This is a genomic window from Moorena sp. SIO1F2, from assembly GCF_010672755.1.
Classification (GTDB): Bacteria; Cyanobacteriota; Cyanobacteriia; order Cyanobacteriales; family Coleofasciculaceae; genus Moorena.
Genome location: NZ_JAAHFV010000098.1, coordinates 1 through 18,451 on the forward strand (window position 1 = coordinate 1; position 18,451 = coordinate 18,451).

General features: G+C 43.5%; 14 protein-coding genes. 8 read left to right on the forward strand and 6 right to left on the reverse strand.

Annotation, left to right across the window (positions count from 1 at the left end; genetic code table 11):
* The first annotated feature begins 431 nt into the window (after positions 1 to 431).
* From F6J94_RS13975 to F6J94_RS13985, 3 genes are all read left to right on the forward strand, one after another.
* Positions 432 to 1,367, forward strand: a complete 936-nt coding sequence (locus F6J94_RS13975) for a phosphorylase (RefSeq protein WP_293040986.1) — start codon at positions 432 to 434, stop codon at positions 1,365 to 1,367.
* Positions 1,368 to 1,642: 275 nt separating this feature from the next.
* Entirely contained in the window at positions 1,643 to 1,783 is a 141-nt protein-coding gene (locus F6J94_RS13980) for a hypothetical protein (protein WP_293025493.1), read from the forward strand.
* Between the two features lie 14 nt (positions 1,784 to 1,797).
* Positions 1,798 to 3,477: a glycosyltransferase family 39 protein gene (locus F6J94_RS13985; RefSeq protein ID WP_293040989.1), complete on the forward strand. Its 1,680-nt coding sequence runs from the start codon at positions 1,798 to 1,800 to the stop codon at positions 3,475 to 3,477.
* A 40-nt stretch (positions 3,478 to 3,517) separates the two neighbouring features.
* On the opposite strand, the gene F6J94_RS13990 is transcribed toward F6J94_RS13985, so the two are convergent.
* Complete coding sequence (locus F6J94_RS13990; protein ID WP_293025491.1) at positions 3,518 to 3,868, reverse strand: hypothetical protein; 351 nt, start codon at positions 3,866 to 3,868, stop codon at positions 3,518 to 3,520.
* Between F6J94_RS13990 and F6J94_RS13995 the strand changes: the two genes are divergently transcribed.
* Together F6J94_RS13995 and F6J94_RS14000 are read left to right on the forward strand one after the other, a co-directional pair.
* Positions 3,867 to 9,794, forward strand: coding sequence for a translocation/assembly module TamB domain-containing protein (locus F6J94_RS13995; protein WP_293040991.1), 5,928 nt, complete (start codon positions 3,867 to 3,869; stop codon positions 9,792 to 9,794). The genes F6J94_RS13990 and F6J94_RS13995 overlap by 2 nt on opposite strands.
* 147 nt (positions 9,795 to 9,941) lie before the next feature.
* Entirely contained in the window at positions 9,942 to 10,205 is a 264-nt protein-coding gene (locus tag F6J94_RS14000) for a hypothetical protein (protein ID WP_293040993.1), read from the forward strand.
* Positions 10,206 to 10,304: 99 nt separating this feature from the next.
* Here F6J94_RS14000 and F6J94_RS14005 read toward each other — a convergent pair whose 3' ends face one another.
* A complete protein-coding gene (locus tag F6J94_RS14005; protein WP_293025483.1) occupies positions 10,305 to 10,622 on the reverse strand; it encodes a DUF3067 family protein in 318 nt (105 codons plus the stop codon).
* 239 nt (positions 10,623 to 10,861) lie between these two features.
* Between F6J94_RS14005 and petC the strand changes: the two genes are divergently transcribed.
* Together petC and petA are read left to right on the forward strand one after the other, a co-directional pair.
* Positions 10,862 to 11,404, forward strand: coding sequence for a cytochrome b6-f complex iron-sulfur subunit (gene petC / locus F6J94_RS14010; RefSeq protein ID WP_293040995.1), 543 nt, complete (start codon positions 10,862 to 10,864; stop codon positions 11,402 to 11,404).
* Between the two features lie 114 nt (positions 11,405 to 11,518).
* Positions 11,519 to 12,508, forward strand: a complete 990-nt coding sequence (petA, locus tag F6J94_RS14015; RefSeq protein ID WP_293041003.1) for a cytochrome f — start codon at positions 11,519 to 11,521, stop codon at positions 12,506 to 12,508.
* Positions 12,509 to 12,636: 128 nt separating this feature from the next.
* Here petA and F6J94_RS14020 read toward each other — a convergent pair whose 3' ends face one another.
* The 4 genes from F6J94_RS14020 to F6J94_RS14035 are packed head-to-tail and all read right to left on the reverse strand — an operon-like array spanning position 12,637 to position 17,381.
* Positions 12,637 to 13,662, reverse strand: a complete 1,026-nt coding sequence (locus F6J94_RS14020; protein ID WP_293040997.1) for a patatin-like phospholipase family protein — start codon at positions 13,660 to 13,662, stop codon at positions 12,637 to 12,639.
* A 5-nt stretch (positions 13,663 to 13,667) separates the two neighbouring features.
* Positions 13,668 to 14,732, reverse strand: a complete 1,065-nt coding sequence (locus F6J94_RS14025) for a diguanylate cyclase regulator RdcB family protein (protein ID WP_293040999.1) — start codon at positions 14,730 to 14,732, stop codon at positions 13,668 to 13,670.
* Positions 14,725 to 17,217, reverse strand: coding sequence for a dynamin family protein (locus F6J94_RS14030; protein ID WP_293041001.1), 2,493 nt, complete (start codon positions 17,215 to 17,217; stop codon positions 14,725 to 14,727). The genes F6J94_RS14025 and F6J94_RS14030 overlap by 8 nt, the downstream gene beginning before the upstream one ends.
* A gap of 50 nt (positions 17,218 to 17,267) precedes the next feature.
* Positions 17,268 to 17,381: a helix-turn-helix domain-containing protein gene (locus tag F6J94_RS14035; RefSeq protein WP_293025499.1), complete on the reverse strand. Its 114-nt coding sequence runs from the start codon at positions 17,379 to 17,381 to the stop codon at positions 17,268 to 17,270.
* Positions 17,382 to 18,009: 628 nt separating this feature from the next.
* On the opposite strand from F6J94_RS14035, the gene F6J94_RS14040 reads away from it, so the two are divergent.
* Entirely contained in the window at positions 18,010 to 18,429 is a 420-nt protein-coding gene (locus F6J94_RS14040; protein WP_293025475.1) for a DUF29 domain-containing protein, read from the forward strand.
* Positions 18,430 to 18,451 lie beyond the last annotated feature (22 nt).

Consider the following 18,451-nt stretch of genomic DNA (forward strand, 5'->3'; position numbering starts at 1 on the left):
GTTTTAGGGAGTAGGGAGTAGGGAGTAGGGAGTAGGGAGTAGGGAGTAGGGAGTAGGGAGTAGGGAGTAGGGAGTAGTAGCAAAGGGGTCAGTTTTTTTTATTATAAATTAATTTTACATTTTGTTTCAACTAAATAGGGTAGTTTATATTTTTAAATAGTTACTTTATTTTAAATTTATAGGGTTATTTTTTTTTACGTTAATCAATAAGATAATAGCGTTTATTATTCTAAATAGGTACAGTCAACTTTCTTCCCCCTGCTCCGAAGTCCCTGCTCCGAAGTCCCTGCTCCCTATTCGAGGTTTAGTTTAAGCATTTAGCTGACAGCTGACAGCTGACGGCACCTCAAGCAGCGTGCGCGTAGCGCATAGGCTTGCTTTTTGACAAATGATTTAAAATTGCCATAGAAGCTGAAGGAAATGCGATCGCTATGACTCAGGAACAACCAATTGCCGAAGGAACACTAGTACTAGAACCAGGTACATTGTGGCCGAAACTGAAAGCACAAACTGAACACGCTATTGAATGTAAAGCACTCCACTCCATAGCGACAGAATACGAATTCGTAGAACAGGAGGGTATTCGCTTCCTGGTGCGGATTTTGTCTAATCTGGTACGGAAAGACAAAGCCAAAAAGAAGCAAGAGGAAAAAACAGCTACTTCATCCAAGGATTTCAACCCTTTTCTTCCCTACGAACAAGATTTATTTGTAGCAGACCTTTCCGACACCCACCTGTGTCTGTTGAACAAATACAACGTAGTTGACCATCACCTGCTGATCATAACCCGTGCTTTCGAGGAGCAAGATACTTGGCTGACTTTGCAGGATTTTGCTGCTATGTGGGCATGTCTTGCCGAAATTGATGGCTTGGCATTCTATAATGCTGGAAAGATTGGTGGTGCGAGTCAACGACACAAGCACTTGCAACTAGTTCCTCTGCCCCTAGCCCCTGAAGGAGTTAACATCCCGATCGAAAATGCGATCGCATCAGCTAGCTTTCAGGACTCTGTTGGCACCATCCCAACCCTACCCTTCATCCATGCTATTGTTCAGCTTGACCCTAGTTGGGTAAAATCCCCGTGGGATGCTGCTCAAGCCACCCTCAAGTTGTACCATAGATTACTTAGTGCAGTCGGCTTGCCATGGAATAATGCCAATGGTAACAAGCAATCCGGTGCCTACAATCTCCTCGCCACAAGGCAATGGATGTTGCTTTTACCCCGTTCTCAAGCAGATTTCCAGTCAATTGGTGTCAACTCCCTCGGATTTGCCGGAGCTCTCCTAGTCCGAAACCAAGAGCAAATGAAACGTCTGAAAGACCATGGTCCCATGACAATTTTGAGAAACGTTGCCGTTAATTGGTAATTAAGGAAAGGGAATAGGGAATAGGGAGTAGGGAGTAGGGAGTAGGGAGTAGGGAGTAGGGAGTAGGGAGTAGGGAGTAGGGGGAAGAAACTTGAATGTATCTCATCATGATGAAAAACGCTATAATACCCAATTGTTAAGTATTAATTTAAAATTAGTATTTTTATAGTTATACAGTGCGTTGATCGCAGTTATGAGGTACAGTCATCTTTGATGCTAATTCCCTTAAAACCATCTTTACTATAGCTATTATAAATATATCATGAGCAATCTTGATGATTGCTCATAACATCAAAAACTATTTGGATCTCTTTCCTATTTCTGCCTGCTCCCTGCTCCCTACTCCCTACTCCCTACTCCCTGTTCCCTGTTCCCTATTCCCTGTTCCCTTTGCTATAGTTTCAATTATCCCCTAATTATCGTAGTTAGCATGATCAATAAAATTACTCTTGATTCTATCTGGTTCAGAAATTTACTGATCATCGTAATCGTACTGGGAGTAGTCTTTAGATTTTACAACCTAGACCGTAAAGTTTACTGGTACGACGAGACAATGACCTCCATTAGAATTTCTGGTCACACTCGAACCGAACTAGTAGAAACAATTTTCGATGGTCAGATTATCAGCGTAGAAAAATTGTTGAAACAGTACCAATTTCCTAATACTGAAAGAGATATCAATGACACTATTAATTCCCTAGCCGGTAATCCCGAACATTCTCCCCTTTACTACCTAATGGCTAGGTTATGGTTACAAACCTTTGGCAATTCCGTAGGAACGATCAGACTGCTATCAGTAATAATTAGCTTATTAGCATTGCCCTGTGCTTACTGGCTGTGCTTAGAACTATTTGGTTCAAAATTAATCGGCTGGGTAGCTGTTGCCATAATTGCTATTTCTCCCTTTCATGTTTTGTATGCCCAAGAAGCCCGAGAATATAGTTTATGGACCGTTACCATTTTGCTTTCTAGTGCAGTCCTATTATGGGCAATGAATTATTATAGGAGAAAGCAATTCATAAAAAAAACTTATCGATGGATTATCTATAGCTTTACTGTTGCCTTAGCACTTTATACTCACCCTTTCTCAGCCTTTGTTTTAATTGGACAGGGATTGTATGTATTAATTACCGAAGGTGGTCGGTGGAGTAAGCGGGTAACTAGCTATTTACTAGCCTCCTTAGGAGGAATACTGCTATTCTCACCTTGGCTAATCATTGTTATCACTAATTTATCCAAATTTATCGCTAATACTGACTCAGTTAATCATAGTCGTTCAGGCTTCTTACCCCTATTTTGGACCTTAAACCTCAGTCGGATTTTCTTTGATGTTAACCAAGGCATCCATCCTTTGAGTCCCCTCCACTATCTAAGTTTATTTTTAGCAGGCTACGCCCTCTACTATCTTTGTCGTCAAGCTCCTCAGCATGCTTGGGTATTTATTATTACCTTAATTGGAGTGACAGGAATTGCTCTAATCGGTCCAGATGTGCTATTAGGTGGTCGCCGTTCTAGCATTACTCGCTATGCTATTCCCTGTTATCTAGGCATTCAGTTAGCTATTGCTTATTTCCTGACAACCGAAGCCAAAAACTCAGGAAAATATACCAAGGGAATGATTGATGGAAATTTAGCAAATCCCGAAGATAGGCAAAATCAGCAAGTAAGGGGTGACCATGACATAGTGCCCATGGTAAAAACCCGACAAAATCCTAAAACTTGGAAGTCTATAGCAATTGCTCTGGCATTTAGCGGCATACTCTCCTGTATAGTCAGCTCTCAACTGCCAGTTTGGTGGCACAAGAGCTATGCGAAGAGTCGCAATAATCCCCCGGTAGCAGCTTGGATTAATCAAATCCCACAACCACTCTTGATCAGTAATGAAATTCCCGGTAGGGTTCTATCTCTGTGTCATCTACTTCGTCCGGATGTACAGCTGATGTTATTGGATAAATCCAATAGCTCTACCAACATCCCGGAGATTCCGGAGGGTTTCGAAAATGTTTTACTTTATCGACCGTCAGAGGAATTGCGCCAGGGAATTGAAACCACCTATAAGTATAGCGTTAAACCTACCGATCAATCTTGGCTCTGGAAACTATCAAGATAGGGATCTTCGTCAGATCAAAAAAGTAGTAGTATTATCTGCCTTATCCCGAGTTGCATTCACACCATTGGGACACAGCACCTTCTTCCATCTCCTCCCCCTCTTCCCCTTCTTCCCAATCATGATTGGGAATGGTGAGATCCTCTTGAAAAGCACTTGGTATTCGGCACCTATAACTGATACCCCTACTCCCTGTATTTCCCTGATAAATTAAGATGACGATGCCCCCATATTCCCTCGGAACTCCAGTTGTAAGGTGCAAACCAATCAAGATGAGTAACTCTCCCAATCCTGGTAATCTACCAGAGCCTACTCCGGAAAATACTCCAGAACCTACGGTAAGTACAGGTTTTTGGCAGAGGCTGCTACGTCCGGTCTTCATGCTTATGGTCATGATTCTAGTTTCTGGGATAGGGGGCGGAAGCCTTTTTGCTTGGTATTTCATCCAGAAGCAATTAGCACCAACGGTAGAGAAAAATTTATCTAGCTTTCTTAACCGGAAAGTCAATGTCGGACCAGTGGAGGGCTTTTCCCTAAATGGTGTAAGGTTTGGTTCTTCGGAAATACCAGCTACCCCTACGGATCCCGATCATCTTGTTACCGAGGCAGTGAAGGTAAGCTATAACCCCGTTAAACTGCTGTTTACCAGAACCCTAGAACTAGATGTAACCCTAGTTGAACCTAATATATATGTTGAACAGGACAAAGATTTAAACTGGGTGTCTACAGCATTTACACAAACTGCCCAAGATTCTGCGTTTAAGGTAGACCCAAAGGTGGTGCGGTGGCGGGATGCGGATGTGGTGGTGGTGCCAAGATCTCAAGTGGGCATCAAAGAACCACCGATGAGATTTACTGAGGTTCGGGGGAAAAGTAAATTTCTCGACGGAGGTCAGCTGATTCGCTTTGATGTAAATAGTCAGCCGTTAACTGGGGGAAATTTAAAGGTTAAGGGAGATTACCGCCTCTCTCAAGAAAAAACTGACTTGCACCTTGATGTCGATAACGTGAGTGCGGCAGAGGTTAGTAAAGTACTTCTGATTCCCCTGAAGCTTCAAGGGGGTAAACTGGGTGGCAACCTGAGAATACAACGGAATAATGCTGAACAGCCTTGGCAGTATTGGGGTACGATTAACTTTTCCGACACCACCGCCCGCTTAGAACCCTTGCCCCAACTGTTCACTGAAAGCAAAGGTAAGCTGAGCTTTCGAGGGAGTCAGATTTGGCTCAATAACATAACTTCCCGATTCGGTCAAGTACCTGCCCAAATTGGGGGAATGCTGGATATTGAGTCAGGGTACAAGCTCAGAGCAACAAGCGAACCGGTTCAGATACAGCAGTATGCACAGACCTTTGGCATCAAAGAGCTACCAGTAACTACTTTAGGTAAAGCACAGGCTACGTTTAAGGTCACTGGAGCTATCGACAACCCGATTGTGATTGGAGAGGCGTTTACCACCACTGCCGCCACCCTTGACCAGGTGAACTTCAGCTATATTACTGCTGACTTTACCGTTATTAATACTGAGCTGGCCATTAGAAACTTGCAGGCAAAACCAACAGTGGGTGGCTTAGTCACAGGCAAGGGGGATATCAAATTTATGGATCAGGGGGGGGCAGTATTTGATCTCAAAGCTGTGAATGTGCCAGCGAATGCGATCGCAAAACAGTATGGATTTAATCTACCCATTCCTCTGGGTCGAATTTATGGCAGAACCCAGATCTTTTCTCCCCTTGACAAGCCCGAGAATTTTCGTGCCACTGGTTATGCTAATCTGCCCATCGGTGATGGTGTTCTCAGAGCTACTAATTTTCAAGTGGGGGTTGGGCGCTGGCAGGGGTTAGTAGAAGCTAAGAATATTTCCGTGGCACCAATCCTAAAAACCTTGCCTGCACAATCTCTACCGCCACAATTCTCCGGACCGTTCAATGGTCAATTTAATCTGTCCGGTCGCCTTGATTCTTTCCAACCAGAAACCCTCCGTGCCAGCGGTTACGGCAGCGTGACGGTTGATGGTGGTACCTTGCGTGCTACTAATGTAAAACTGATCAATGGTGGTTTTTCTACCCTAGTCCAAGCCTCTGATCTTCCTCTAGAAGCCTTAGCACCAGTACCCTCTGAATTTAAAGGTCCCATCTCAGGGGAGTTGACTATCTCAGGGAATGTAAAGTCTTTTAGTCCTAGTACGATTACCGCTAGTGGCTCGGGTAGTTTAGACCTAGCAGCAGGGACTATTAAAGCTGATGCGATCGCGATCGCTAAAGGCCAGTTCCAAGCTCAAGTAGTCGCATCCAATCTCAAGTTAGGTCGTCTCGCACCAATACCACCGCAATTCAACGGTCCAGCGTCCGGGGAGTTTACCATCTCAGGGAATGTGGATTCGGTCAGTCCTAGTACCATTACCGCTAGTGGGTCTGGTAGTTTAGATGTAGCAGGAGGAACCATTAAAGCTGATGCTGTCGATATCGCTAAAGGCAACTTCAAAGCTCAAGTAGTTGCATCCAAGGTCAAGTTAGGTCGTCTCGCACCAATACCTCCGCAATTCGACGGTCCAGCTTCCGGGGAGTTTACCATCTCAGGGAATGTGGATTCGGTCAGTCCTAGCACCATTACTGCTAGTGGGTCTGGCAGTTTAGACCTAGCAGGAGGAACCATTAAAGCTGATGCTGTCGATATCGCTAAAGGCAACTTCAAAGCTCAAGTCGTAGCATCCAATCTCCAGTTAGGTCGTCTCGGACCAATACCATCGCAATTCGACGGTCCAGCGTCCGGAGAGTTTACCATCTCAGGGAATCTAGATTCGGTAAGTCCTAGCAGTATTACTGCTAGTGGGTCTGGTACTTTAGATGTGGAAGGGGGTAGAATTCAGGCTTCTCAAATCGATATTGCCAATGGTAACTTCCAGGCCAAGGTACAAACCTCTAAGCTCGACTTGGGTGCTCTTGCTCCGGTCCCGCCCCAATTCAATGGCCCTCTTTCCGGGAATGTCACTGTCTCTGGTAATCTAACTAATTTAACCATTGACGCCATTAAGGGCAAAGGGTCTGGACAACTCAAGGTTGCTGGTGGTCAATTACTAGGAACAGCTGAGTTTAGCAATGGTAAATTTCAGGGAGTTTTCCAGCCTACTAATCTCAAGTTGTGGGAGATTAATCCTGATTTACGAGGACGTCTCAATGGCAGTGTCAATATTTCTGCTCCGTTGCTATTGACACCAGATACAGCTCTGTCAGCAATCCAAGCTAAGGGTAAGCTGAATTTTAGTGAAGGCATTTCTATACTTGAGCGTTCCCTAGCCACATCCTTTGACTGGAATGGTCAAAAGCTAGAGATTAAAGAAGCCACAGCCGAGGGATTCAATGCTAATGGTTTTGTCAATCTAAACCCAGGGAGTCAGGGCTTACAAGCAATTAAGACCTTTGATTTCCAGGTACAAGCACAGGATTTGAATTTGCAACGATTACCTGCTGACCTGCCTTATGCGTTCAATTTAGGAGGCTTAGTCGGTTTTAACGGTCGCATTGCCGGTACTCCTAAAGCTCCGACAATTAACGGTGACTTAAGACTGCGGTACTTTTTTGCTGGTCCTCTGGAGTTTGAATCCCTACTGACAGGTCGAGTGAGTATAGCACCAAAGTCAGGGGTAAATCTCCAGCTAGCAGGTAATCAAGACAAACTGGAGGTGGTGCTAAACCCCAATTACCAACCCGTATCCTTTTTGCTGCAGTATCAGAACAAAACTGCTACTGGGATTCGGTCAGGGGATGAGCTACAAATGACCGTAAAGAATTTCCCCATCAATACCATTAAGAGTCTGGCTTTGAGTAGTGGTATGGTAGACGGGAAAAACCTCGAACCATGGTTAAGCAAACCCTTGGCGGGAGAGATATCTGGGCAGATTGGTCTCAACCTCAAGACCTTTGGGTCATCCGGTAAAATTGCGATCGAAAATCCCATCTTTGACAACCTCAGAGGTAAGCTGTTACAAGGCTTTTTCCAATACCAGCAAGGGACGATGACTCTGACCAATGGCTTGTTTGAAAAAGGTAAAAAAGGTGATAGTCAATACTTATTTGCTGCCAACGTCACCCAAACCCCCAACGGACCAGAATTTAAAGGAGAACTCCAGGCTAAGCTCGGAGAAATCCAGGATGTTCTGACTACCCTACAACTATTTGAGATCACTGACCTAGGTCGAGGCTTGCAAGCGCCCGTCTACGGCACAGCCGCTGATCTTGCCGTTACTGGAGTAGGTAATCCACAAAATAAGCTCAAAAAACCCCTACGGCGGATGTCAGAAATAGTCACCCTCCTAGAGAAGCAACGCCAGCAGCGTCAAGAGAGCTTTCTGTTACCAGAGCTTACCGAGATCAATGGTGGTTTTACTGGCAGTATCAGTATGGAAGGTTCAGTCAAAGATGGCATCCGTGCCAAATTTAATTTCCAAGGGGAAAACTGGCAGTGGGGTTCCTATAAAGCTGAGACAATTATTGGCCAAGGGAATTTTGAAGAAGGGGTACTGAATCTTTTACCTGTGCGGATTCAATCGGGTCAGAGCCTAGCCACCTTGTCCGGTAGTATCGGTGAACAAGGTCCATCGGGTCAGCTCAAGCTAAAGAACGTCCCGGTTTCCCTGATTAGAGAAGTGTTCAAATTTCCAGCTTCTGTTGGTTACGGAGGATTTGTTGATGCCACAGCGGACTTTTATGGAAGTCTAAGCAATCCCCAAGCTAGGGGAGCAATATCTGTAGTGGATGCCAGCCTAAACCGAACACCCCTCGAATCCATCAAAGGCAGCTTTAGTTACAACAATGCGCGGTTGAACGTCTTTGCCCAAAGTTTTCTGACCAAAGAGTCTGAACCCCTAACTGTAAATGCCAAAATCCCCTACAAGTTACCCTTTGCCGAAGTAGAGCCAGAAAATCGGCAAGTTAGTGTACAACTGACGGTTCAAAACGAAGGACTTGCCCGATTGAACATGCTTACCAATCAACAAATCACTTGGGTTGATGGTAAAGGACAAGTAGATTTAGATATTTCCGGTACCTTTGACCAAGACCAAGATTGGCGAGAGCAACTGGAGCAACTTACCGTTATTGGTAACATTAATGTACAAGACGCTACCATTGCTGCCCAATCTCTACCCGAACCCCTGACAGAAGTTAATGGCAAAATCCGGTTTAACTTCAACCGGATGGAAATTGTAGACACCTTACAAGGGAATTTTGGTGGTGGTAAATTAGTAGCGGTAGGGAATTTGCCATTGCGAGACCTAGCTAGACCATTAGAGAATCCCCTCACCGTTGACCTGAATCAACTAGCCATCAATCTCAAAGGGATTTACAGTGGTGGTGTTCAAGGTCAGACCATCATTACTGGGACTCTGTTTAATCCTAGAATTGGTGGTTACATCGAATTGTTTGATGGTCGAGTACCGATTTCTGAATCTCAAACTGCCCCGATCGGGAGTAGCGGATCGGCTGGTGACGAACTAATCGAGTTCAATAACTTACAGTTAACCTTAGGTAAAAATATCCTAGTTCGACAGCTACCAGTATTAGATTTTCTCGCCAGCGGTACCCTTCTAATTAATGGGGACATGAGCGATATTAGACCAGAAGGAACCATTCAGCTGCTGCGCGGTCAGGTCAATCTCTTTACCACTCAGTTTCGTCTTGATAAAAATTACAACAACAACGCTCGATTTGTAGCCACTCTTGGCAGAGACCCAGAGTTAGATGTGCAGATGGTGGCATCAGTAATTGAGTCTAGGAAACAACCCATTACCAGTGAAACCTTTGCTAATGAAATTAGCGATAGCCCAACTAATTTTGGCACTACAGAAACTATTCGGGTTCAAGCAAAAGTAAAAGGGCGAGCAAGTCAGCTCTTTGACCGAGTGGAACTTAATAGTATGCCAAAACGTAGTGAAGGGGAAATTGTTGCTCTATTAGGGGGTGGCTTTGTGGATACCTTGGGTCGAGGCAATACTACCTTGGGTTTGGCAAACCTGGCTGGCTCAGCACTACTGAGTAATGTCAGCAACCTGATTGGTGATGCCGCAGGATTAGATGAGTTTCGCATTTTCCCTACTACAGTTACAGATGATAATAGACGCACTGATAGCTTAGAGCTAGGTGCTGAAGCAGGAATTAATATTACTAATAATTTATCATTTTCGTTGTTAAAAGTGTTAACTACTGATCAGCCAATTCAGTACAACTTGCGCTATCGAGTTAATGAAGAAGTTTTGCTACGCGGCGCTACAAATTTTTCAGATGATACTAAGATAATTGTCGAGTATGAAAATCGATTTTAATTAGAATTAAGAATTAAGAATTAAGAATTAAGAATTAAGAATTTAGAATTAAGAATTTAGAATTGGGAATCGGGAATCGGGAATCGGGAATCGGGAATCGGGGTAAGAGGCGTTGAGACAGCCCGCCGGAAAATTGCAACAGGCAAGATGCCTGTTCCACCCACCGGGTCAAACAGCTTTAATCAGATGCACCCGTTGATCACAGGTGTTCCTCTGACCAACATTGGGGGGAACTCTAAGACTGAGACTAATCGGCCAGACAATTCTATGAAATGCGATCGCATCCCCCAAGCCCAAAAAGCTCATCCCTTATCTAGCTCCCAATACAGCACCAATCCCCTCAGACCAAGCCGTCAGCTTAACATAAACTTCTTTGGCCTATGGCCACGCTACGCGAACGGTAGAATTTAATAGTTCGAGATTTTTGGCCGTTGTCTAAACTACCCACACCTCCCTACTACCCACACCCCACACCCCACACCCCACACCCTACTCCCTACTCCCTACTCCCTAAAAATCCTCTAGCATCCATTCTGAGGACCGCTCACCTAGTTCTATGGGAATACTGACCACTTTCCCCAGTCGTGGACGCTCACGGGTGTTGTTAATGAACTCTTGCACCTGGCTGGCTCCTCCCCAACCTCGGATATAGTTGGCTACTGTATCTAAATGCTCTAGGTATTCAGCTTCAGAAAGGGGGAAGGATTGCTGCTCCAGATACTTCCACATCACCTGAACAAAGATTTTCCCTTGAGTCCTCCGAATCTGGATGTCATAGGAGCGTCCCCACTTATTGAGCAGGAGTTGGTGCAAGTCCTGTCCTGTCATAGCCTGTTGCCCTAACTTAATGTTTACATTTTGTTACAAATACAACGCTTCTTAACTTTATGATAAAGCGTAAAAGAATGTAATAATACTTATAGTTCAAGCCGTGAATCCTTATATTGCAGGGATTTGGGCAACCCTGTCCAGTGGTTAAATTACACTACAGTTATAAAAACAGGGTTCAAAAAATTCTGGTAATTTTCCCAGAATTGTAAAAAAAGTATACCTTTAGGCGTTCAGTTATGGCTCAAGCTTCTGGCTCTCCAGACGTTCCAGATATGGGGCGTCGCCAATTTATGAACCTCTTGGCGTTTGGGACGATTACCGGCACATTTGTTGGAGCTCTCTACCCAATCGTTAAGTATTTTATCCCCCCATCCAGTGGTGGGGCTGGTGGTGGTGTCACAGCTAAAGATGCTTTGGGCAATGACATCAAGGTCAGCGAGTTTTTAGCTAGTCACAATGTAGGCGATCGCACCCTGACTCAAGGTCTCAAAGGGGACCCCACCTATGTGATTGTTACTGAAGATCAAGGTCTTGAGGCTTACGGTCTCAACGCGGTTTGCACTCACTTAGGCTGTGTTGTGCCTTGGAATGCTAGCAAGAACCGGTTCATCTGTCCTTGCCATGGATCCCAGTATGACAATACTGGCAAGGTAGTACGCGGACCAGCGCCTTTGTCTCTAGCTTTGGCACACGCTACGGTAACAGAAGACGACACCCTAGTCTTCAGCACCTGGAAAGAAACTGATTTCCGCACTGGTGAACAACCTTGGTGGAGTTAATTGCTTTAGTCCTTAGTCCTTAGTTTTTAGTTAATTGACTAGTGCTAATCAACCATTAGCAATTAACAAGTTGCAATTTTTAAATTACCAATTTTTGAGTTTTTTGGCTTAGTGATGAGAACACCTGATGTATCGGTGATGGTTAACCGTGGCAAGGGGATGATTGCCAGAGCTATCGTTTTGGTTGTGGCAGCTGTGGCCCTTTTCTTTGCCAGTGATCTGGCAGTTCCCCAGTCAGCTGCTGCCTATCCCTTCTGGGCACAGGAAACTGCTCCAGAAACCCCTCGTGAAGCCACTGGCAAGATAGTTTGTGCTAATTGTCACCTAGCAGAGAAACCGACAGAAGTGGAAATCCCCCAATCGGTACTGCCAGATACTGTATTTGAAGCTGTGGTTAAAATCCCCTATGACCTAGAAGCACAAGAGGTCTATGGTGATGGTTCTAAAGGTGGCTTACAGGTCGGTGCCGTAGTGATGTTACCGGAAGGTTTCAAGATTGCTCCTCCTGACCGGATTCCGGAGGAAATGCAAGAAGAAACCGAGGACATGTACTACCAACCTTACAGCGAAGAGCAGGAAAATATAGTACTCGTTGGTCCTCTACCAGGTGAGGAGTATCAAGAAATTGTATTCCCAGTTCTGTCTCCTGACCCTAGAACTGAGAAAGATATCTATTTTGGTAAATACCAGCTTCATGTCGGTGGTAACCGGGGACGGGGTCAGGTTTACCCCACTGGGGACCTTAGCAATAATAATGCCTTCAATGCCTCTGCCACTGGTGAAATTACCAAAATTACCTTTGAAGAGTATGTTGGCTACGACGTCACTATCAAGACCCCAGACGGCGAGACTGTAGTTGATACGGTTCCCCCTGGCCCAGAGTTACTGGTTGCTGAAGGAGATCAGGTAGTATCAGGACAAGCTCTGAGTACTGATCCTAATGTTGGTGGATTTGGTCAAAGGGATGTGGAAGTGGTCTTACAAGACCCAGCTCGGATTAAGTGGTTGATGCTATTCATCGGCGCGATTATGCTATCTCAAGTCTTGCTAGTTATTAAGAAGAAGCAAGTAGAGAAGGTGCAAGCTGCTGAAATGAATTTCTAGTCTTAAGTGGCTGGTTTAGAAGTCACTATTGCGATAGTTATTGGTTAAAGGTTGACAGTTGATGGTCTTGGGGTACATGGTTGTTTCTCTTGACTATATCAATGGTCAACCTTTATTTATCACAACCCTTAATCATCCAATAGTGGTCGGTCATTGTGCAACTCCCATGTCTGTTTGACCAGTTTTTCCTGAGAACCACGCATGGCTCTAATCGCTATAAAGGTTTCGAGAATTGGCTGCAAGTAGCGCTGGGCATCTTCATAACCACGCTCTTTGAGTTCTGTGATGCGTTCAGGGCTGAAGTCTAGCAAACTATCAATGAAACCGATAACTGGCCTATTCGATTTATTGATTTGTTGTTCTGGTCTAATTTCAATGATGGCTTGCTCTGGAAAGTCGTGGCGGCTCCAGGTTTCTCCGTTATCTAAGTGAATTACAATGGCGAAAGTACATCCACGATCGACTAATGCTCCCAAGGGAATATTATCTCCCAAAGCACCGTCTACATAGAACTGACCATTAACTTCTCGTTGAGGAAATGCCAAGGGAATGGCAGCACTAGCAAGGAGTAAATTATAGAGAGTTTCATCATCTTGGCAATCCTGCACCCGAAGCCAGTGGGCAGATGTACCAGCTTGGGCTCGCAAAAGATCGACTAAGGGCATCAGTAAATCGTAGTCTAAGTCTGGTATTTTCAGTGCTGGAAATACTGTTGCCCATAACTCAATACCTTTTCGCAGCTTAGCCGGGTCTACGGCTTCGCGTAATAGAGTTTCTACAGGTTCAGGGTCAAAGATTGCGTTGTGGTCTTCGGGCAATCCTATCTTTACTAAGAAATCAAACCACCACGTTCTCAGATTTGGGATAAAAGCTTTAGCACCATAGCTTAATGTTTTAAGAACTGCACTCTTATTGGGACGGATAACCTGTTTTTGACCTAATTGATCCCAAAGTTTATTCAATCGCTTGACACCTTCCGCAAATGATTCACTGGATGCGAGAACAGCGCCATTAAGGGTGCCGATACTAGTGCCAGCAATAATTTGTGGCTCTAGTCCAATTTCGGCAAGATATTTACATACACCGGCCTGATATGCTCCTTTAGCACCACCACCAGCTAGTACAAGTCCAAATTTGGGGTTTGTGTGTTCCATAGAGCTCAACTTGTGATAGTAGGACGGGTTGCCATGATTGCCATACAGTCATTAGCGGTTTCATGCACAATGGTTTCGACAAATTGTCTTCGATCTGTGGTTTGGTCGATGTGTTGAATGTGAGCGCGACATAGCTCAATTGCACAATGTGCGGGCTTTGGCGGTATATCTTCAGGAGGGAGGGCGGCCAGTTCCAGAGTTGTACCAATAGTGAATAGCAAAGGAGTCTTTAAAAGACGCTCTCGCGGCACTGACCGAACCTCCAACAACGCTGCTGCGAATTCTAATGTGCGGCCATTGTCTGCCATGTCTAACCTAGTTTTCTCTAGAAGGTCTGCAAGGGAACAGAATGGGTTATGAGGAGTCATTTGGGGGTCCGGGATCTCTTGGCTTCTGGGAGACTTGACAACTCGATTGACGAACCACTCACGATAAAGTTTTTTATCATTAGATTTCAGTTCATAGCTAGCAACTGCACCACTGAAAACTTGCCGTGCTAAAAAGGCTACCTGTACTACCCAAGGTAGCTTTGTGTAAGTACTCTTTGCTTCCCAGAAAGTTATTATGCTCTCAAATTCCTGATGAGCAGCCGTACTTACTTCTAGGTTATTTATCTTTTCATCCAGTTTCTGGAAACGTGAGTCAATCTCTTTAGTCAAACCTTGCAGCAGAGTTCTTAGTTCTTGGTGTTGAATATTTAGCCTTTGTTGCTGACGGCGAATAGCCTCACGGGCTTCCAGCAATTTTTCCTGGGTAACAGCCAGTGCTACTTGACTAATATCTTCGGAAGAAGTGAGTTCTAATGCCCATTGGTACAGTGTATTTTGACCAGCGACTAGGTTTTCACCTAAGAGGGATTGGCGCTGGGAGTCGCTGCCAGTTAGTAAGTCCCACAGGCGGCCCAGACTCCTTTGCTTCTTACCATAGCTGATGAGGTCGCGGTTGACCTGAATACCATTTATTAGGTCAATCAGAGCTTTATCCCTCAGGATGGGGACTTGATACTGAGAGTCTAGTTCTTTAAGATGAGACTCTAGTTCTTGAAGATGTGTTATATTATAATTATCCATTATTTAGAGATAAGAAGTATTCTATACGTTGGAGAATAATATCTACCTTTTTGATTTGTTCTCGAGCATCATCTGCTAACTTATTCTTGAGGTTTTCTACCACTGTTTTTTGCTTTTCCTCAGATCCCTGCTTCCTCAGGGACTCCTTCATCTGGTCTTTGTATCCACCTAAGTACTGTTGAAGATTTTGAAAAAAGGTTTCAGTATCCTTTTCAAATTGCTGAACAATGTACTCTTGACTTCCCTGATAGTTTATATCAATTTTTTCCTTAATTACTTCATTCATTTTAGTAATTAAATCCTTCAGGTTGACAATATATTTGTTACCTACTTGTACATTTTTAATCACTGTCCTTGTTCTTTCAAGCCACCCAAAAAAATACCATGGCCTGTAGTTTTCATCTACTTCTTCGTATCCATACTCTGGTAACTCATCTACTGAAGGTTGAATAGAATTTAGGTCTATGTCTGGTTCTGGCGGTGGGGGTGGAATTTCCACATCGAAGCCTTTTGACAGTTGCTCCCTCGCCTCCTCAATTATTGGCTTTGTCTCACTATCTAATAATAATGTCAGCTCTTCACGGGAGTTTTTTAGTTCTTCTTCAGTCGCTTCACGAATACTGTCAAATAACTTTTCTGTTCTTACAGTTGCGTAATTAACTGCCAGTCTACGAAATTCTTCTGCATCTGCTTTACTTGATAATTCAACTGAATAATCAGTATTCCACTTGAACTGTAAAATTGAATAATTTTTAATCCAGTCATCAAAAGAAATAAACTCTTGGATTCTCTTTTCTACAATCTTTTTTGCTACACCCATTTGACTTGCAAATGTTTCCCATTTTTGTAAAGCGTCGGTTGGAGACTGTGAAAAATAATCGTCAATAGTCACTTCTGCTGCTTTTTTTAGGGGAATACGAATTGCCTCTAGCTTCTGATTAAGTTGTTCCTGTTTTTCCTCTATTCGTTCTTTCAGACGATGGCGACAATCCTCAAGACCATTTATTTTAGATTGTAAGGCATCTTTTTGCTTTTTTATTTCTGCTGCCTTTTGGTTAATAGCTTTTATCTGAAGTTCTACATCCTTTGGGATATGCTTTAAGTAGCTGCAAATTTCTTTAAGTGCTGCCTTCATGGATTCAGGCGCTGCTGAGAGCATTAACTCCTCCATTGCCTTCTTAATAAAATCATCAAAACCTGATCTTTCTCGCAGCTTCCTAACTTTACGTTTCAGTTCCTCCAAGGAGGCATGTTCAATATCGTCTTCCCACTCTGCTCCTAGTAAATCTCTGGCAATATCTGGTTGGATTTTGATATCATTTTTAGCTGCATCTTCATTTTTATCTAGTTTTCGAAGAAAGAAATTAGCAGAGAACAGTGCCCAGTGAGCTGATATTTCAAAAACTCTATTTGTATCTTTGTTCTCGCCAGAATCACCTATGCCATATGCCTCTTTGACAAAGTCCTTGACTTCCTCAGGAGTCCTGGAATTTTTACCACGTCTGTCAATCTGGTTTACCAAAACGTATAGGTTATCCTTCTCACTATCTTGTAAATTTCTTATTTCTTCAACTTCACTTTCAACTTTATTGTCAGCAGTTCTGCCCATTGCGCCAAAATTGAGCATAATCAAAACAACTGCACTTTTTGTGAGCTGCTTTGTGACTACAGCCTTTAGTTTCTGCTCTTGTCCAGCTTCAGTACCTCCAGGGGTATCAATAATTACTAGATTACCGATTTTTGCAGTTTTATCAGCATCTTCTTCTTGCCAAAAGGGAGTTTCAATGCGCGGAGACTTAAGATTAAGACAGAGAAGTTTACCAATAGGATCGTCAACTTCATTCAGGCTGCACAAACGGATAATGTCATTCAAAGCAGTCAGGGTTTTCCGGATATTATTAAAGCCAAAGGTTTCCTGTTTAGGGACTAGTGAGGCTAAAGGCTGTTTTTTGATTTTTTCAACTAAGTCATTCAGATGCCTATACTTAGCCATCATACTTTCCATTTCGTCAGTGTCCAACTCTTGAAGATTGCTCCGCAAAGCCGCAATTGTCTTGCTAAACACAGAAACTACTGATTGACTCAACTTCAAAATTGGCTTTTTTAAGTCAGCTTTAAAGACAACTTCTGTAGGGAGTGTGGTCATGGCATCACTGCGGCTAGGCAGAAGTTCCTGCCCAACAATCGCATTGATAGCTGTAGACTTACCTGCCTTCATGGGCGCGATAATCGACATGACTAATTCCAGATTTTCCACCTGCTGTTTGGCAGTATCTACTTCCTGCTTAAATTTGGTGTACTTTTTCCCTGAACCCTCCTCTCCTAGTATTTCACTAGCAGTCATCATCAGGTCACTGATTTCCTTCAGTCGTGTAATAACGTCTTGTTGTAAACCCTCAATATCAGGCTTCAAGTATCCAGAATACATTGCTTCTACCTCTGCTCCTTGCGTCACATTAATAACAGATGAACCAAAAACATCCAAAGCTATGGGAGTCGTTTTTTTTCTTGCCGACTGTTACACCAATTTTTAATCTATCGCCACCCATAGTTGTAGGTCGTCCGATAGATTTCCATCCACTCAATCAGCGTTTGCTGTTGAGTAGCATCGGGGTAGAGTCGGTAGCGGTAGTTGAGTGTTAGTAGTATTTACAGTTGAAAAGCTGTATGCAGAGATTATACACTATTTATTGGTAAGCTAAACACTTTTAATTGTTAAGTTAAGTTACATTGAGTAACTTAACTTAACTTGGGGGAGTCCATGTATAGCATTTTTATTTGAGATGTAAACATAGGATGAAACGCTTTAGGGAACATAAAAATCTGGATATGGTAGCCTTAGTAAGGAATACAGCGTTTGTTTTGATTAGAAAAAATTATAATCTAGTTTTACAACTCATTTGTAAAGCCTATATCCCCCGCTAAGCTTCCTTAAGCCCAGGGGTTTTATAGCTCCCCCAAAGCCCAAACCCCCTCATATCAAGTTTGGTTGAATACCCATAATTAAGGAGCCCGGGCGCGGGGAGGGTGGGAAGTGTGGGGAGATGGGGAGATGGGGAGATGGGGGAGATTTTTATTAAGGGTAATTATCCCGACATGATATAGGATAAAAAAGGAGAATATTTCAACTATGAGATGCCCCTTGATTAGTTGACTCTATGCTGTTGATTTATTCTCTGAAAGCCTCAAGAGTAGCGTTATTTTTTGCAGGCAGTTTTACCTGAAAACGGGAGAGGCTCTGATCGTTACAAAAAAAATAGAAAAGGATGAACCAGCAATGAGTAATCATGACTTGTATGATCAGGATTTCGTTCTGTGGACTGAGACAACTTGCCAGCAACTCAAAACAAAAAACTTTGATGAGTTGGATATAGACAATTTAATTGAGGAGATAGCATCCTTGGGACGATCCGATAGACGAGAGCTTCAGAGCCGACTTAAGGTTTTGATGGAACATTTGCTAAAAAGGCAGTACGTAGATTCAGAGCCTGATTATCGAGGCTGGGAAAATACTATCGATGAACAAAGAGAACAGATTAATCTTCTGTTGTCTGAATCTCCTAGCCTCAAGCCTTATCTTGAATCGGTCTTTTCCGATTGCTACAGATATCCACTGAAAAAGGTGAGCAGGAATTATCCATCTGTTAGTTTCCCCCAGAATTGTCCTTTCACTTCTGATATTTTAGATCAAGATTGACCTATCCTAAGCTGGTCTTCAA

Excerpts from the sequence above, each read along its gene's own strand:
- F6J94_RS13975 (WP_293040986.1), top strand. The coding sequence starts at position 432 with ATGACTCAGGAACAACCAATTGCCGAAGGAACACTAGTACTAGAACCA.
- F6J94_RS13980 (WP_293025493.1), top strand. The coding sequence starts at position 1,643 with ATGATTGCTCATAACATCAAAAACTATTTGGATCTCTTTCCTATTTCT.
- F6J94_RS13985 (WP_293040989.1), top strand. The coding sequence starts at position 1,798 with ATGATCAATAAAATTACTCTTGATTCTATCTGGTTCAGAAATTTACTG.
- F6J94_RS13995 (WP_293040991.1), top strand. The coding sequence starts at position 3,867 with ATGATTCTAGTTTCTGGGATAGGGGGCGGAAGCCTTTTTGCTTGGTAT.
- F6J94_RS13990 (WP_293025491.1), bottom strand. The coding sequence starts at position 3,868 with ATGACCATAAGCATGAAGACCGGACGTAGCAGCCTCTGCCAAAAACCT.
- F6J94_RS14000 (WP_293040993.1), top strand. The coding sequence starts at position 9,942 with ATGCCTGTTCCACCCACCGGGTCAAACAGCTTTAATCAGATGCACCCG.
- F6J94_RS14005 (WP_293025483.1), bottom strand. The coding sequence starts at position 10,622 with ATGACAGGACAGGACTTGCACCAACTCCTGCTCAATAAGTGGGGACGC.
- petC (WP_293040995.1), top strand. The coding sequence starts at position 10,862 with ATGGCTCAAGCTTCTGGCTCTCCAGACGTTCCAGATATGGGGCGTCGC.
- petA (WP_293041003.1), top strand. The coding sequence starts at position 11,519 with ATGAGAACACCTGATGTATCGGTGATGGTTAACCGTGGCAAGGGGATG.
- F6J94_RS14020 (WP_293040997.1), bottom strand. The coding sequence starts at position 13,662 with ATGGAACACACAAACCCCAAATTTGGACTTGTACTAGCTGGTGGTGGT.
- F6J94_RS14025 (WP_293040999.1), bottom strand. The coding sequence starts at position 14,732 with ATGGATAATTATAATATAACACATCTTCAAGAACTAGAGTCTCATCTT.
- F6J94_RS14040 (WP_293025475.1), top strand. The coding sequence starts at position 18,010 with ATGAGTAATCATGACTTGTATGATCAGGATTTCGTTCTGTGGACTGAG.